We start from the raw sequence: 13,577 nt of genomic DNA, 5'->3' as shown, positions 1-13,577 counted from the left end.
GGGGTTTCAGGAATTATTCGGCAAACCGGCTTCAGGTGATGCCGGTTTGCCGGTTCAGATCAGGTGGCGCGGTTGACCAGGCGCAGAATCACCAGAAGGATGACTGCACCGATTGTCGCATAGATGATCTGGCCGATGATGTTCGAACCCTCACCCGAGCCCATGCCCAGTGCCGGGAAAATGAACGACGCGATCAGCGCACCGACGATGCCGACCACGATATTGATAAGAATGCCCTGACCGTGACCTTTCACGATCTGACCTGCAAGCCAGCCAGCAATGGCGCCGACGATGATGGCAACGATAATACCCATGAATGCTTCCCTCTTTGGCTTCAATGCCACCTGCCTCGCGCGGTGACTTCCGCACGAAAACGCAGCGGCAGTATCAAGGTTCCGTTTACAAAGACTAATTTTTTGCAAGCCCTTATCGTTGCGGCGAATTGTAGCATTCCTGTCTTCTGACTGTCGTCATGAGGTTGCAAACAGTGTGGTCAACACAAAACAACCTTTCTGCTGAATAGGCTGTAATGTTTTGCCGATACCCGACCATGCGCCTCTGTCATTTGCGGCCATTAATGACCTTGCTGCAAAGCAGCCTGCCGTGCAGGTGAAAACCACCGGGTCGAGTTGACCCTGTCATATGGCAGGGATAAACGGGCAGTAGCCCAACCCAAACGCAGCCTCCGTCAGGCTGTCGCACGAGGGAGCCTCAAAAGTGGACTATCTCCTGTCCGAATATCTGCCGGTTCTGGTTTTCATCGCCATGGCCTCGGCACTTGCACTTATCCTTATGGCAGCGGCGGCCGTTATCGCGGTACGCAACCCGGATCCCGAAAAGGTTTCCGCCTATGAATGCGGGTTCGAGGCCTTTGACGATGCGCGGATGAAATTCGATGTCAGATTCTATCTGGTCTCGATCCTGTTCATCATCTTCGATCTTGAAGTCGCCTTCCTGTTTCCGTGGGCGGTCAGCTTTTACAGCCTCTCGGATCTCGCCTTCTGGGGGATGATGGTGTTCCTTGCCGTGCTGACGGTCGGCTTCGCTTACGAGTGGAAGAAGGGGGCGCTGGAATGGGCGTGATGACCGGACCCAATATCGCCGGACCTGACCGCGATGTTCAGGTGCGCGAACTGTCGAATGAGTTGCAGGACAAGGGTTTCCTGCTGACCACCACCGAAGACATTATCAACTGGGCGCGGAACGGTTCGCTACACTGGATGACCTTCGGTCTGGCCTGCTGCGCCATCGAGATGATGCAGTCTTCCATGCCGCGCTATGATATCGAGCGGTTCGGTACGGCACCCCGCGCCAGCCCGCGCCAGTCGGATCTGATGATCGTGGCCGGGACACTGACCAACAAGATGGCTCCGGCGCTGCGCAAGGTCTATGACCAGATGCCCGAGCCGCGCTATGTAATCAGCATGGGGTCCTGCGCGAATGGCGGCGGATATTATCACTATTCCTATGCCGTTGTGCGTGGCTGCGACCGGATTGTGCCGGTGGATATCTATGTGCCGGGCTGTCCGCCCACGGCTGAGGCTCTGATCTATGGTATCCTGCAATTGCAGCGGCGGATCCGCCGGACCGGTACGCTGGTGAGGTGAATCATGGCGATCTATCCCGATACCGACGCGCTGGCCGATCTTGCCGAACTTGTGCAGGCGCGCTTCACCGATGATGTGCAGTCCGCTGACATTGCACTGGGTGAACTGAATGTCATTGTCGGCCTGTCCAGCCTTTTGCGTGTGATCGAGTTCCTGCAATCCGACACGAATTGCCGCTTCAGCACGCTGATCGACATTACCGCCGTCGATCACCCTGAACGGCCCGAGCGTTTCGATGTCGTCTATCAGATGCTGTCCATGTACCGGAATCAGCGGATTCGGGTGAAGGTCGCGGTGCGTGAGGATCAGCTTGTTCCGTCTCTGACCGGGTTGTTTCCGGGTGCCGACTGGTATGAGCGCGAAGTGTTCGATCTGTTCGGCATCATGTTCTCGGGCCACCCGGATCTGCGCCGCATCCTGACGGATTACGGTTTCCGCGGCCATCCGTTGCGCAAGGATTTTCCGACCACGGGTTATGTCGAGGTCCGCTATGACGAGGCGCTGAAGCGTGTAGTCTACGAACCCGTCAAGCTGACGCAGGAATATCGCCAGTTCGATTTTCTGTCGCCCTGGGAAGGTGCGAAATACGTTCTGCCCGGCGATGAGAAATCCGAGGGGACGAAATGACCCAGGAAACCGGATCCTGCATGTGCGGCGCCTGCCGCGTGACCGCCTCGCTCAGGGATGAGGCGCATATCTGTCATTGCGGCCTGTGCCGGAAATGGACCGCGGGTGCCTTTATTTCTGTGGAATGCGACGGCAAGCCGTCATTCAATGACGATGCTCCGCTTTCGGTTTTCCGCAGCAGCGACTGGGGCGAAAGAGTGTCCTGCCGCGAATGTGGCTCGTCCCTGCTGTGGCGTATGCAGGACGGGTCGATGAATGTTATCTCGGTGCAGCTTTTCGACGATCCGGGTCGTTTCCCGGTCACGTCCGAAATATTCATCGACCGCAAGCCGGCAAGCTACAGCTTCGCAGGCGAGCACAAGACCATGACCGAATCCGAGGTCATGGCGATGTTCGCTGCGAAAGAGGAGGGCTGACAGATGGATGGCGATATTCGCGTCAACACATATGACGATGGCTCGGTGGATGCTTTCACCGAGGAACAGGCGATCCGCAATTTCAACATCAATTTCGGCCCTCAGCACCCTGCCGCGCATGGTGTTTTGCGCATGGTTGTCGAGCTTGACGGCGAAATCGTGGAACGCGCCGACCCACATATCGGCCTGCTGCATCGCGGGACCGAAAAACTTATGGAATCGCGGACTTATCTGCAGAACCTGCCATATTTCGACCGGCTGGACTATTCCGCGCCGCAGAATCAGGAACATGCCTGGTGTCTGGCGATCGAGAAGCTGACCGGGACCGAGGTTCCCAAGCGTGCCCAGGTCATCCGGGTCATGTTCGATGAGATCGGCCGGATTCTCAACCATATGCTGGGAATCACCACTGGCGCGATGGATGTCGGCGCGTTGACGCCGCCTCTGTGGGGGTTCAAGGCCCGGGAAGAGCTGATGGTCTTCTGTGAGCGTGCCTCGGGCGCACGGCTGCATATGGCCTATTACCGCCCCGGCGGGGTGCATCAGGATCTTCCGCCCGATCTGGTCGACGATATCGAAGAATGGTGCGAGACTTTCCCGACCTTGCTGGACGATCTCGACGGGCTTCTGACCGAGAACCGGATCTTCAAGCAGCGTCTGGTCGATATCGGTATCGTCACGGAACAGGATGCGCTGAACTGGGGCTATACCGGCGTCATGGTGCGTGGCTCGGGTCTCGCATGGGATCTGCGGAAATCGCAGCCTTATGACGGGTATGAGGAATATGATTTCCAGATCCCGGTGGGCAAGAACGGCGATTGCTATGACCGTTATCTGGTCCGCATGGCCGAAGTGCGCGAATCGGTGAAGATCATCAAGCAGGCCTGCCAGAAATGGCGGGAAACGCCGGGCGATATCCTGGCCCGTGGCAAGCTGACCCCGCCGCGCCGCAGCGACATGAAAACCGACATGGAAAGCCTGATTCACCACTTCAAGCTGTATACTGAAGGCTTCAAGGTGCCAGCCGGTGAGGTTTACGCAGCCGTCGAGGCTCCAAAGGGCGAATTCGGGGTTTATCTGGTCGGTGACGGCACGAATAAACCCTATCGCGCCAAGCTGCGTGCGCCGGGTTTTGCGCATCTTCAGTCGATGGACTGGATGGCGACGGGGCATATGCTGTCGGATATTCCCGCCTTTATCGCCACGCTCGATATCGTGTTCGGTGAGGTGGATCGATGAATGCCGCGCGAATACTGGTCGTTCTGACGATTGCCGCCACCTCTCTGGCCGGGTGCAACCGTGACACGACGCGCAATCTGCCGCCGGAACGGACCGAGCCTTATGTGCTGAATATGTTCAGCGCCAGCGATTGCCAGAAGGTCACGCCGCATGTCGTCGCGACTGCATCGGCGCTTGGCGTCGGGGTCAAAGCGACTGCGGCTGATCGTGCCGAGATGAATGTGAATTGCCGGGCGGCCCGCAATCGCTGATGCGAAAGCGGGTTGGTCGATATTAACGAACGGATAGAAGAACATGCTTCGCCGCCTTAGCCCCATCCAGCCGGACTCGTTCGAGTTCACGCCAGCGAACCTTGAATGGGCGCAGGCGCAGATGACCAAATACCCGGAAGGCCGTCAGCAATCCGCGATTATCCCGGTGCTGTGGCGTGCGCAGGAACAGGAGGGCTGGCTGAGCCGTCCCGCCATCGAATATTGCGCCGATCTTCTGGGCATGCCCTATATCCGTGCGCTTGAAGTGGCGACATTCTACTTCATGTTTCAGCTTCAGCCCGTTGGTTCTGTTGCGAATATCCAGATTTGCGGGACCACGACCTGCATGATCTGCGGATCGGGCGATCTGATCGCTGTCTGCAAGGAAAAGATCTCACCTCACCCGCATACCGTATCGGCGGATGGCAAGTTTTCCTGGGAAGAGGTCGAATGTCTCGGTGCCTGCTCGAATGCGCCGATGGCCCAGATCGGCAAGGATTACTATGAAGATCTGACCGCCGAGAAACTGGCGCAACTGATCGACGCGATGGCTGCCGGGCAGGTCCCGCTGCCGGGCTCTCAGGCGGGTCGTTACTCATCCGAGCCGAAAGAGGGACAGAACGCCCTGACCGGGCTGGTTCCTCCGGCTGACGAATATAACGCTTCGGTGTCGCTGGCGGCACGGCTTGGCGATACGGTGAAGCGGATTGACGGGTCGGAAGTGCCGATCCTGACGCCGTGGCTGGACAAGTCGGATCGTGGCGCAGCGCAACAGGAAAAGGATCCCGACCGGGCCGAGGCCGGTACGGATGATCAGGTTGTAAACATCGGCCAGCGTCCTCATAAGTTGGAGCAGCCTCGCGATGGTCAGGCAGACGATCTGAAACGGATAAAGGGGATCGGTCCGCAACTTGAAAAGCTGCTCAATAGTTTGGGTTACTATCATTTCGACCAGATCGCCGCATGGACGGCGGATGAGGTAAGTTGGGTCGATAACAATCTGGAAGGTTTCAAGGGGCGTGTGACCCGCGACGAATGGGTCACGCAGGCCCGGGAAATGGTCGGAGAACGCGACGGCACGAGCAGCTAGGATCAACCGTAACAACAGGGTGACACATGCTGAAGAACGAATGCTCACGGAATTGCTGGCTGGCCGCAGGGATTTGCGGTTTGCTGGTCTGGATCTTTAACGGGACCTTTTTCGGCGGCCTGCTGATGGGGCTGATCGCATTTTTCCTGTTGGGCAAACTTTTCGTCTGGGGCGTGTGCCAGGGACGCGGCGGGCTGCGCGAGGATCAGGAGGTTCTGGGAGAAACCGCCAGGACCCGTCACAGCGCTGATCCCGATCCTGCCGAGGCAGGTATTCTTGGCCGTGCCGAACAGGCTGTGGTCGATGCGGGGCAGGCAATTGCGGCGACCGCTGCAGCCGCCGTGGACAAGGGCCGTGACGCACTGGACGACGATGACGATGATCGTGAAGATGATGATGATGATCGTGACAACGACGATGATGATGGACTGCTTGACCGCGCAGAGGATCGTCTGGAACAGGCCGGAGATGCGGTGAAAGAGGCGATGGGCGCTCTTGCGGTACGCGGCAAGAAGGCGCTTTCTTCTCTGACAGATAACGACGACGACCGCGAGGAAACCGCGACGGACGAACCGGGCAAAGACGGCAGGCGCAGCGGGACATCCGGCAGCGCCAATGCGGCTCAACCTGCGGCCCTCTATGATGCTCGCGTCAGTGAGGCTCCTGAGGCAGCTTCTGACGCGGGCACGGAAAGCACTAATGTTTCTCCCTCCGGCCAGTCGGCTATTCCTGCACGGGACAACCCGGCAGAGGATACCGCACCGGCAAAACCGGCCGGGAAGGCTAAGGCGGATAAACCGGCCAAATCCGACAAGAAGAAAAAGAGCGATAAGGCCGAAAAAACCGCAAAGGCCAAGAAATCAGGCAAAGCCGAGAAATCCGGCAAGTCCGACAAATCTGCCAAATCCGCCAAGAAGAAATCCGCCAAGAAAGTCGAAGCGGCCAGTCCGGCTGCGGCTTCCAGCGATGATCTAAAGGAAATCAAGGGCATCGGCCCGCAGCTTGAAGGCGTCCTGCATGAGAACGGTGTGACAAGCTTCTCGCAGATTGCCGGATGGTCCGACGCCGATATCGACCATTTTGCCGGGCTGATTGGCCGCATGGGTGGCCGCATTCGCTCGGATGACTGGGTCGAGCAGGCAAGAATTCTGGCGGCGGGCGGTGAGACCGAGTTCTCGAAGCGCGTCGACAAGGGTGAGGTCTATTGATGACGGATCGTTCGCCCCGTGATGCTGCGCAGCTTCGCCTTGCCGCCATTGTCATGGCGGCAACGGGGCTGCTGTGGCTGGCGGCGAACTGGGCTGGGCGGCGCTTCGGCTGGCCATCCGAATATGCGTTTCTCGCGGATCTCGCTGCGATAGGTGGTTTTGTCTGGTCGCTGCTGGTGACCTGGCGTATCTGGCGGCGCGGGGCGTCGCCAGGCAAAGAAGGATGATAACGGAATGCTGAAGGATCAGGACCGGATCTTTACCAACCTTTACGGTATGGGCGACCGCTCATTGAAGGGGGCGCAATCGCGTGGCTGTTGGGACGGGACCGCCGCTATCATCGGACGCGGGCGGGACAAGATCATCGAAGAGGTCAAGGCCTCGGGTCTGCGTGGCCGGGGCGGCGCGGGCTTCCCGACCGGGCTGAAATGGTCCTTCATGCCGAAGGAATCGGACGGGCGTCCGGCCTATCTTGTGGTGAATGCCGACGAATCCGAGCCCGCCACCTGCAAGGACCGCGAAATCATGCGGCACGATCCGCATACGCTGATCGAGGGCTGCTTGATCGCCAGCTTCGCGATGAACTCGCATGCCTGCTACATCTATATTCGCGGCGAATATATCCGTGAGCGTGAGGCGCTGCAGCATGCGATCAACGAATGCTACGATGCGGGGCTGGTGGGCCGGAATGCATGTGGCTCTGGCTGGGATTTCGATATTTACCTGAACCACGGTGCGGGTGCCTATATTTGCGGTGAGGAAACCGCGCTGCTGGAAAGCCTCGAAGGCAAGAAGGGCATGCCGCGCATGAAGCCGCCTTTCCCGGCGGGCGCGGGGCTGTATGGCTGCCCGACCACGGTTAACAATGTCGAATCCATCGCCGTTGTGCCGGAAATCCTGCGGCGCGGCCCGGAATGGTTCGCGGGCTTCGGTCGCCCGAATAATGCCGGAACCAAGCTGTTCGGCCTGACTGGCCATGTGAACACGCCCTGCGTGGTCGAAGAGGCGATGTCGATCCCGATGAAGGAACTGATCGACAGGCATGGCGGCGGCATTCGCGGCGGCTGGAAGAACCTCAAGGCGATCATTCCGGGCGGCGCGTCCTGCCCGGTTCTGACCGCTGAAATGTGCGAAACCGCGATCATGGATTATGACGGCATGAAAGAGCTGAAATCCAGCTTCGGCACCGCCTGCATGATTGTGATGGATCAGGATACCGACGTGATCGCCGCGATCTGGCGGCTGTCCAAATTCTTCAAACATGAAAGCTGCGGCCAGTGTACACCGTGCCGTGAGGGTACGGGCTGGATGATGCGCGTCATGGAACGTCTGGTGACGGGCGAGGCAGAGGTCGAGGAAATCGACATGCTCTTCGACGTGACCAAGCAGGTCGAGGGCCACACGATCTGTGCACTCGGCGACGCGGCGGCATGGCCGATCCAGGGGCTGATCCGAAATTTCCGCGAAGAAATCGAGGATCGTCTGAAGGCGAGGAAAACCGGCCGTATGGGAGCGATGGCGGCGGAATGATCCGGTCGTTCGCATATATGGCGGCAGCGCTTGCTCTGGCGGCCTGTTCGGATGCCGAGGAGGCAGGCGGTTGGGTGCTTTATCCTCCTCCGCCGGAGGACGCGGCATGAGCGTCGCAGGTCACGTTTTTCTGATGCAACCGTGTGATGCCCTGACGGGCGGGGCTCAGGTATCCGCCCTGTTTAGAGATCGGCCAACAGCTTGGAATGGGCTATGGCAGGATCTCTTTAAGCATGCGCGATGCTTTCTGGCGCTTTTCGTGTGGCTTCTGGGGGTGTGTACAAAACCGGTTACGCTGTTGCTCTTCTCAAGGGCATTACACAAATTTGCTGAGCGTTTCAGCTGGGTTGTCTGTGGGCGGAACGGTTTTCCCGTCTGGCTTCTGAAGGATAAAGGAAGTTTACGATGAACAAAACAAAAGAAGAACAGATGCTCCTCGAAGAAAGCGTCGAATCCGGTTTTGTCCAGGCAACTGGCAAACAGTATCGGCGTTTCTTTGCACGACTGCATGGCCAGTTTCAGTTTGATTGGTACTTTGAGATCGGAACAAATCGAGGGCGCAGTTTGCAGCATTCACGATCAAAAAGCGTGTCCGTTGATCCGCAATTTATAGTTGATATCAATGTAATTGGTCGCAAGCCGCAGTTGCATATCCTTCAACAAACGAGCGACGATTTCTTTGACAGCGACTTTCTGGGAAAGATGGGAATCCGACCTACAGTGTCCTTCCTCGACGGGCTGCACTGGTTCGAGTTTCTTCTGCGTGATTTCATGAACACCGAGGATGCGTCATCCGAGGTTTCCATCATCCTGATGCATGATTGCTGTCCCTTCAATAATCCCATGACCACACGGAATGAGACAGATCTGAAAGGACGTTTCTGGACAGGAGATGTCTGGAAGTTGATTCCTATTCTCAAAGAATACCGTCCGGACCTTCAAATGACTGTATTGGATCTCGCGCCGACCGGTGTGGTGATGCTTCAGGGGCTGAAGCCGGGTGATCGTCGCTTGCGAGACGCTTATGATGAGATCTTAGCGCGTTATGAACCCATGACGCTCAAGGAATACGGTGTGGATCGCTTCTTCTCGGATTTTGAGTTCACCGATTCGGCTCAGATCATGAACGAGGGTTTTCCCATGTTTCGTCCGCTCGCGATTGATGATGCGATCAAATCCAAAGCTGTGAGTGCATGATCGTGCTGAAGGGGTGGGTCAACCACGCGTTCACAAGCGGCTCACCCCTCTGTGTCGGGCCGCTTGCCAGCGGCTCTGATATTGCTGCCTTCATGATACAATGGAGGCATGAGAGATGACAAAACAGTTCTCGCTTGTTCTGGCCCTGAGCCTTGCCGCCGCGCCTGCCGCCGCGCAGGTGCCGATCTCGCAGGAACGATACATCAATGACCGGCTGATCGCCGCGCGGGTGGCGGATCGCGTGCGTACCGAATGCCCGTCTATTGATGCGCGGCTGGTCTATGCCTGGGGGCAGGCGCGGGCATTGAAGCGCTATGCGCGGGATCGGGGGTATTCGGACACCCAGATCGACGCGTTTCTGGACAGCAAACAGGACAAGGCCCGGATCTATGCCGCGGCCGAGGATTATCTGACCCGCAACGGCGCACGTAAGGGGGATGCCGAATCCTTCTGCCGGATCGGGCGTAACGAAATCGCAGGTAAGTCGGTCGCCGGATCGCTTCTGGTGGCCAGGTAAGGACAAACACATGGCAGATTTGCGGAAAATCATTATCGACGGCAGCGAAATCGAGGTCGATCCCAACCTGACCCTGATTCAGGCCTGTGAGCAGGCCGGAGTCGAGGTGCCGCGTTTCTGCTATCACGAACGACTGTCCATCGCGGGCAATTGCCGCATGTGCCTTGTCGAGGTTGTGGGCGGGCCGCCCAAGCCTGCTGCCTCATGTGCGATGCAGGTCAAGGATCTGCGTCCCGGCAAGGATGGCGAGCCGTCCGAGATCAGGACGAATTCGCCGATGGTCAAGAAGGCCCGCGAAGGGGTGATGGAGTTCCTGCTGATCAACCATCCTCTGGATTGCCCGATCTGCGATCAGGGCGGGGAGTGCGATCTTCAGGATCAGGCGGTCGCCTATGGCGTCGATTTCAGCCGCTATCGCGAACCCAAGCGCGCTTCCGAGGATCTCAATCTCGGTCCGCTGGTCGAGACGCATATGACGCGCTGCATTTCGTGTACGCGCTGTGTACGCTTTACGACCGAAGTTGCCGGCATCACCCAGATGGGCCAGACCGGGCGGGGCGAGGATGCCGAGATTACCTCGTACCTGAATGAGACCCTGAACTCGAATATGCAGGGCAATATCATCGACCTTTGCCCGGTCGGCGCTTTGGTCAGCAAACCCTATGCCTTCACCGCCCGCCCGTGGGAGTTGAGCAAGACCGAATCCATCGACGTGATGGATGCTCTTGGCAGCAATATCCGCATCGATACGAAGGGGCGCGAGGTGATGCGTGTCCTGCCGCGCAATAATGATGCGGTGAACGAGGAATGGATCAGCGACAAGACCCGTTTCATCTGGGACGGGCTGCGCCGCCAGCGTCTGGACCGGCCCTATATCCGCGAAAACGGCAAGCTGCGCCCCGCCGAATGGGGTGAGGCGCTTGCGGCGGCTGCCTCGGCCATGAAGGGCAAAAAAGTCGCCGGGCTGATCGGCGATCTGGTTCCGGCTGAGGCTGCCTATAGTCTGAAACAGTTGATCGAGGGGCTTGGCGGCAAGGTCGAGTGTCGGACCGACCGTGCGCGTCTGCCTGCCGGGAATCGTTCGGCCTATGTCGGCACTGCACGGATCGAGGATATCGACGATGCGCAGATGATCCAGCTTGTCGGGACCGACCCGCGCTCTGAAGCGCCGGTTCTGAATGCGCGTATCCGGGCTGCATGGACGCGCGGGGCGCAGATCGGGCTGGTCGGAAAGCCGGTGGATCTGACCTATCCCTATGCTCATGTCGGGGCCGATCGTGCCGCGCTGGAAAGCCTCAGCTCGCGCGAGATCAGCGATAAAACGAAAGAAAAGCCTTCTATTGTCATCGTCGGGCAGGGCGCGATCCGTGAAGCCGATGGCGAGGCCGTGCTGGCTCATGCGATGAGGCTGGCAGAGAACTCGAATTCGAAGCTTCTGGTCCTGCACACCGCCGCTGGCCGTGTCGGGGCGATGGATGTCGGTGCCGTGACCGAGGGCGGTCTGGATGCCGCAATCGACGGTGCCGAGGTGATCTATAATCTGAGCGCGGATGAGGTCGATATCCAGCCGGGTGCCTTTGTGATCTATCAGGGCAGCCACGGCGACCGGGGTGCGCATCGTGCCGATATCATCCTGCCGGGTGCCTGCTATACCGAAGAAAACGGCCTGTTCGTGAATACAGAGGGCCGTCCCCAGCTTGCCATGCGGGCCAATTTCGCGCCGGGTGTGGCCAAGGAAAACTGGGCGATCCTGCGGGCGCTTTCGGGTCAGCTCGATGCGGTTCTTCCCTGGGACAGCCTTGCGGCGCTGCGCCGGGCTCTTGTGAAGGACGTGCCGGTGCTGGGACAGATCGACCAGATCGCCGAGAATGAATGGCAGCCGCTGGATATTGCGGATATGGGCAAGGCTGATTTTCGCTATGCCATCGGTGATTTCTACCTGACCAACCCGATTGCGCGGGCCTCCGCGCTGATGGGAGAGCTTTCGGCAATGGCCGCCGCACGCAATGCGGTCGGTGATCTGGCGGCAGAGTAAGAGGGCGCGATGCGGCAGGTCCGTATCCTTGGTGGTTTGACTGTGACGGCTTTTGCCGTTCTGTCGGGCTGTACTCAGCCATCCGATGCCGGGCTGGCCGAACGGCCGCGATCCAAACCCGCAACCCTGCCGGTGCGGCTGGAAGGACCGACCGAGGATACCTCGATCCTCGGCGGTGTTTCGACGGCGAGCGGTGAGCTGCTGATTCTGGAAAATGACGGAACGGTGTCGCGGACTCCGGTCGATTCCGCGGAAGGGCGGCGCAGCCTGCGGCAGTCGGAAGAGGAAATGCGCGGTCTGTCGGAATTTCTGGTCGAGGATACTTCGATCAATGTGGCAGATCTGCCGAAGCCCCCCACCGCGCAGGAAATCGCGATGGAGGAATTTGCCGCCCGCCGTCAGCCGCTGAATCTGCCCGCGAATCTGACCGCCGCCCCGGAAGAAGCGTTTCTTTACGGCACGGTAAGGCCGGTATCCCGGGAAGAGGGCGGCAGCGCGGATATGTTCTCGGTTCTGGTCAATACGGATGAGGGGCTGGACGATGCCACCGCATTTGCCTATGCCGCCTGTACGCTGGCAGCTTGGTCACGCGATACCGGGACGCCTTATGCGCGTCATATCCGCACCATATCAAAGAGGCGTGGCGGCGTGCTGGCCTTGGATTCGATATTCGTCATGTCGCGCAGCCTGCCCTTGGGGCTGCAGATCATGGAACAGGAAGAGATCCTGCAGCAATGCAGGGCGAACGGGATCCCCGCCCGGGTAACGGTCGGGCCTGTGGAAGGGACGGAAGAGAATGGCTGAGTTCTGGGCATCACCGCTGGGTTACGCCATCATCATGCTGGGGCAGGGTCTGGCGATCATTGCTTTCGTGATGCTGTCGCTGGTCTATATGGTCTATGGAGACCGCAAGATCTGGGCTGCGGTTCAGATGCGGCGTGGACCCAACGTTGTCGGACCCTGGGGGTTGCTTCAGACCTTTGCGGATGCGCTGAAATATGTCTGCAAGGAAATCGTCGTCCCGGCCGGTGCCGATAAATTCGTCTTTTTCCTTGCGCCGTTCCTGTCGATGACGCTGGCGCTTGTCGCCTTCGTGGCCGTGCCTTTCGGTCCCGGCTGGGTGATGGCGAATATCAATGTCGGTATTCTGTTCATCTTCGCCATGTCCTCGCTTGAGGTCTATGGCACGATCATGGGTGGCTGGGCCTCGAACTCGAAATATCCGTTCCTTGCCTCGCTGCGTTCTGCCTCGCAGATGATTTCCTACGAAGTCAGCATGGGGCTGATCATTATCGGAGTGATCATCTCGACCGGCTCGATGAACCTCACTGCCATTGTCGAGGCGCAGCGCGGGGCCGGGCTGCTGAGCTGGTACTGGCTGCCGCATCTGCCGATGGTTGTGCTGTTCTTCGTCTCGGCTTTGGCCGAAACTAACCGCCCGCCTTTCGATCTGGCCGAGGCGGAATCCGAACTGGTCGCCGGTCACATGGTCGAATATGGCTCGACTCCGTATCTGCTGTTCATGGCCGGTGAGTATATCGCCATCTATCTGATGTGTGCGCTGATCTCGCTGCTGTTCTTCGGCGGCTGGCTGTCGCCCATTCCGGGGCTGCCCGACGGGGTGATCTGGATGGTGCTGAAGATGTGGTTCTGGTTCTTCATGTTCGGCATGGTGAAGGCGATTGTGCCGCGTTATCGCTATGACCAGCTTATGCGGATCGGCTGGAAGGTGTTTCTACCGCTGTCGCTGGCCTGGGTCGTGCTGATCGCAATATTCGCACGTTACGAAATTCTTGGCGGGTTCTGGGCTCGCTGGGACATGATGGCACCTGTCGGTGCCGCTGTTACTGGAGGCTGATG

At 58.8% G+C, this 13,577-nt stretch carries 16 protein-coding genes; 15 read left to right on the top strand and 1 reads right to left on the bottom strand.

What is annotated here, in order from left to right; translation table 11 throughout:
* Positions 1-59: 59 nt before the first annotated feature.
* Complete coding sequence (locus PAE61_RS12610; RefSeq protein WP_271112732.1) at positions 60-314, bottom strand: GlsB/YeaQ/YmgE family stress response membrane protein; 255 nt, start codon at positions 312-314, stop codon at positions 60-62.
* 403 nt (positions 315-717) lie between these two features.
* On the opposite strand from PAE61_RS12610, the gene PAE61_RS12605 reads away from it, so the two are divergent.
* From PAE61_RS12605 to nuoH, 15 genes are all read left to right on the top strand, one after another.
* Positions 718-1,083 (top strand): NADH-quinone oxidoreductase subunit A, encoded by a 366-nt coding sequence (locus PAE61_RS12605; RefSeq protein ID WP_271112731.1) that lies wholly within the window; start codon positions 718-720, stop codon positions 1,081-1,083.
* Positions 1,083-1,607 (top strand): NuoB/complex I 20 kDa subunit family protein, encoded by a 525-nt coding sequence (locus PAE61_RS12600; protein WP_271112730.1) that lies wholly within the window; start codon positions 1,083-1,085, stop codon positions 1,605-1,607. The genes PAE61_RS12605 and PAE61_RS12600 overlap by 1 nt, the downstream gene beginning before the upstream one ends.
* Positions 1,608-1,610: 3 nt before the next feature.
* Positions 1,611-2,234, top strand: a complete 624-nt coding sequence (locus PAE61_RS12595; protein WP_271112729.1) for an NADH-quinone oxidoreductase subunit C — start codon at positions 1,611-1,613, stop codon at positions 2,232-2,234.
* Positions 2,231-2,650: a GFA family protein gene (locus PAE61_RS12590; RefSeq protein WP_271112728.1), complete on the top strand. Its 420-nt coding sequence runs from the start codon at positions 2,231-2,233 to the stop codon at positions 2,648-2,650. The genes PAE61_RS12595 and PAE61_RS12590 overlap by 4 nt, the downstream gene beginning before the upstream one ends.
* A 3-nt stretch (positions 2,651-2,653) precedes the next feature.
* Entirely contained in the window at positions 2,654-3,889 is a 1,236-nt protein-coding gene (locus PAE61_RS12585) for an NADH-quinone oxidoreductase subunit D (protein ID WP_271112727.1), read from the top strand.
* Positions 3,886-4,140, top strand: coding sequence for a hypothetical protein (locus tag PAE61_RS12580; RefSeq protein ID WP_271112726.1), 255 nt, complete (start codon positions 3,886-3,888; stop codon positions 4,138-4,140). Before PAE61_RS12585 ends, PAE61_RS12580 begins: the two co-directional genes overlap by 4 nt.
* Positions 4,141-4,183: 43 nt before the next feature.
* Entirely contained in the window at positions 4,184-5,230 is a 1,047-nt protein-coding gene (gene nuoE / locus PAE61_RS12575) for an NADH-quinone oxidoreductase subunit NuoE (protein ID WP_271112725.1), read from the top strand.
* A gap of 26 nt (positions 5,231-5,256) precedes the next feature.
* The gene (locus tag PAE61_RS12570; protein ID WP_271112724.1) at positions 5,257-6,438 is read left to right on the top strand and encodes a helix-hairpin-helix domain-containing protein; all 1,182 of its coding nucleotides are present in this window, start codon (positions 5,257-5,259) and stop codon (positions 6,436-6,438) included.
* Entirely contained in the window at positions 6,438-6,665 is a 228-nt protein-coding gene (locus tag PAE61_RS12565) for a DUF5337 domain-containing protein (protein WP_271112723.1), read from the top strand. Before PAE61_RS12570 ends, PAE61_RS12565 begins: the two co-directional genes overlap by 1 nt.
* A 7-nt stretch (positions 6,666-6,672) precedes the next feature.
* Positions 6,673-7,968 carry an NADH-quinone oxidoreductase subunit NuoF gene (nuoF, locus tag PAE61_RS12560; protein ID WP_271112722.1) on the top strand — a complete coding sequence of 432 codons (1,296 nt, stop codon included), beginning with the start codon at positions 6,673-6,675 and terminating at the stop codon, positions 7,966-7,968.
* A 405-nt stretch (positions 7,969-8,373) separates the two neighbouring features.
* The gene (locus PAE61_RS12555) at positions 8,374-9,165 is read left to right on the top strand and encodes a class I SAM-dependent methyltransferase (RefSeq protein ID WP_271112721.1); all 792 of its coding nucleotides are present in this window, start codon (positions 8,374-8,376) and stop codon (positions 9,163-9,165) included.
* A 115-nt stretch (positions 9,166-9,280) separates the two neighbouring features.
* Complete coding sequence (locus PAE61_RS12550; protein ID WP_271112720.1) at positions 9,281-9,682, top strand: DUF5333 domain-containing protein; 402 nt, start codon at positions 9,281-9,283, stop codon at positions 9,680-9,682.
* 10 nt (positions 9,683-9,692) lie between these two features.
* Positions 9,693-11,717 (top strand): NADH-quinone oxidoreductase subunit NuoG, encoded by a 2,025-nt coding sequence (gene nuoG, locus PAE61_RS12545; protein ID WP_271112719.1) that lies wholly within the window; start codon positions 9,693-9,695, stop codon positions 11,715-11,717.
* A 9-nt stretch (positions 11,718-11,726) separates the two neighbouring features.
* Positions 11,727-12,521, top strand: coding sequence for a YNQ4 family lipoprotein (locus PAE61_RS12540; protein WP_271112718.1), 795 nt, complete (start codon positions 11,727-11,729; stop codon positions 12,519-12,521).
* A complete protein-coding gene (nuoH, locus tag PAE61_RS12535) occupies positions 12,514-13,575 on the top strand; it encodes an NADH-quinone oxidoreductase subunit NuoH (RefSeq protein WP_271112717.1) in 1,062 nt (353 codons plus the stop codon). The genes PAE61_RS12540 and nuoH overlap by 8 nt, the downstream gene beginning before the upstream one ends.
* Positions 13,576-13,577 lie beyond the last annotated feature (2 nt).

Origin of the sequence: Paracoccus aerodenitrificans (assembly GCF_027913215.1) — a bacterium.
GTDB lineage: Bacteria > Pseudomonadota > Alphaproteobacteria > Rhodobacterales > Rhodobacteraceae > Paracoccus > Paracoccus aerodenitrificans.
Note: the sequence above shows the minus strand (reverse complement) of the source record. Positions and strands in the feature narration are given on the sequence as shown.

Excerpts from the sequence above, each read along its gene's own strand:
- PAE61_RS12610 (WP_271112732.1), bottom strand. The coding sequence starts at position 314 with ATGGGTATTATCGTTGCCATCATCGTCGGCGCCATTGCTGGCTGGCTT.
- PAE61_RS12600 (WP_271112730.1), top strand. The coding sequence starts at position 1,083 with ATGACCGGACCCAATATCGCCGGACCTGACCGCGATGTTCAGGTGCGC.
- PAE61_RS12595 (WP_271112729.1), top strand. The coding sequence starts at position 1,611 with ATGGCGATCTATCCCGATACCGACGCGCTGGCCGATCTTGCCGAACTT.
- PAE61_RS12590 (WP_271112728.1), top strand. The coding sequence starts at position 2,231 with ATGACCCAGGAAACCGGATCCTGCATGTGCGGCGCCTGCCGCGTGACC.
- PAE61_RS12585 (WP_271112727.1), top strand. The coding sequence starts at position 2,654 with ATGGATGGCGATATTCGCGTCAACACATATGACGATGGCTCGGTGGAT.
- PAE61_RS12580 (WP_271112726.1), top strand. The coding sequence starts at position 3,886 with ATGAATGCCGCGCGAATACTGGTCGTTCTGACGATTGCCGCCACCTCT.
- nuoE (WP_271112725.1), top strand. The coding sequence starts at position 4,184 with ATGCTTCGCCGCCTTAGCCCCATCCAGCCGGACTCGTTCGAGTTCACG.
- PAE61_RS12570 (WP_271112724.1), top strand. The coding sequence starts at position 5,257 with ATGCTGAAGAACGAATGCTCACGGAATTGCTGGCTGGCCGCAGGGATT.
- PAE61_RS12565 (WP_271112723.1), top strand. The coding sequence starts at position 6,438 with ATGACGGATCGTTCGCCCCGTGATGCTGCGCAGCTTCGCCTTGCCGCC.
- nuoF (WP_271112722.1), top strand. The coding sequence starts at position 6,673 with ATGCTGAAGGATCAGGACCGGATCTTTACCAACCTTTACGGTATGGGC.
- PAE61_RS12555 (WP_271112721.1), top strand. The coding sequence starts at position 8,374 with ATGAACAAAACAAAAGAAGAACAGATGCTCCTCGAAGAAAGCGTCGAA.
- PAE61_RS12550 (WP_271112720.1), top strand. The coding sequence starts at position 9,281 with ATGACAAAACAGTTCTCGCTTGTTCTGGCCCTGAGCCTTGCCGCCGCG.
- nuoG (WP_271112719.1), top strand. The coding sequence starts at position 9,693 with ATGGCAGATTTGCGGAAAATCATTATCGACGGCAGCGAAATCGAGGTC.
- PAE61_RS12540 (WP_271112718.1), top strand. The coding sequence starts at position 11,727 with ATGCGGCAGGTCCGTATCCTTGGTGGTTTGACTGTGACGGCTTTTGCC.
- nuoH (WP_271112717.1), top strand. The coding sequence starts at position 12,514 with ATGGCTGAGTTCTGGGCATCACCGCTGGGTTACGCCATCATCATGCTG.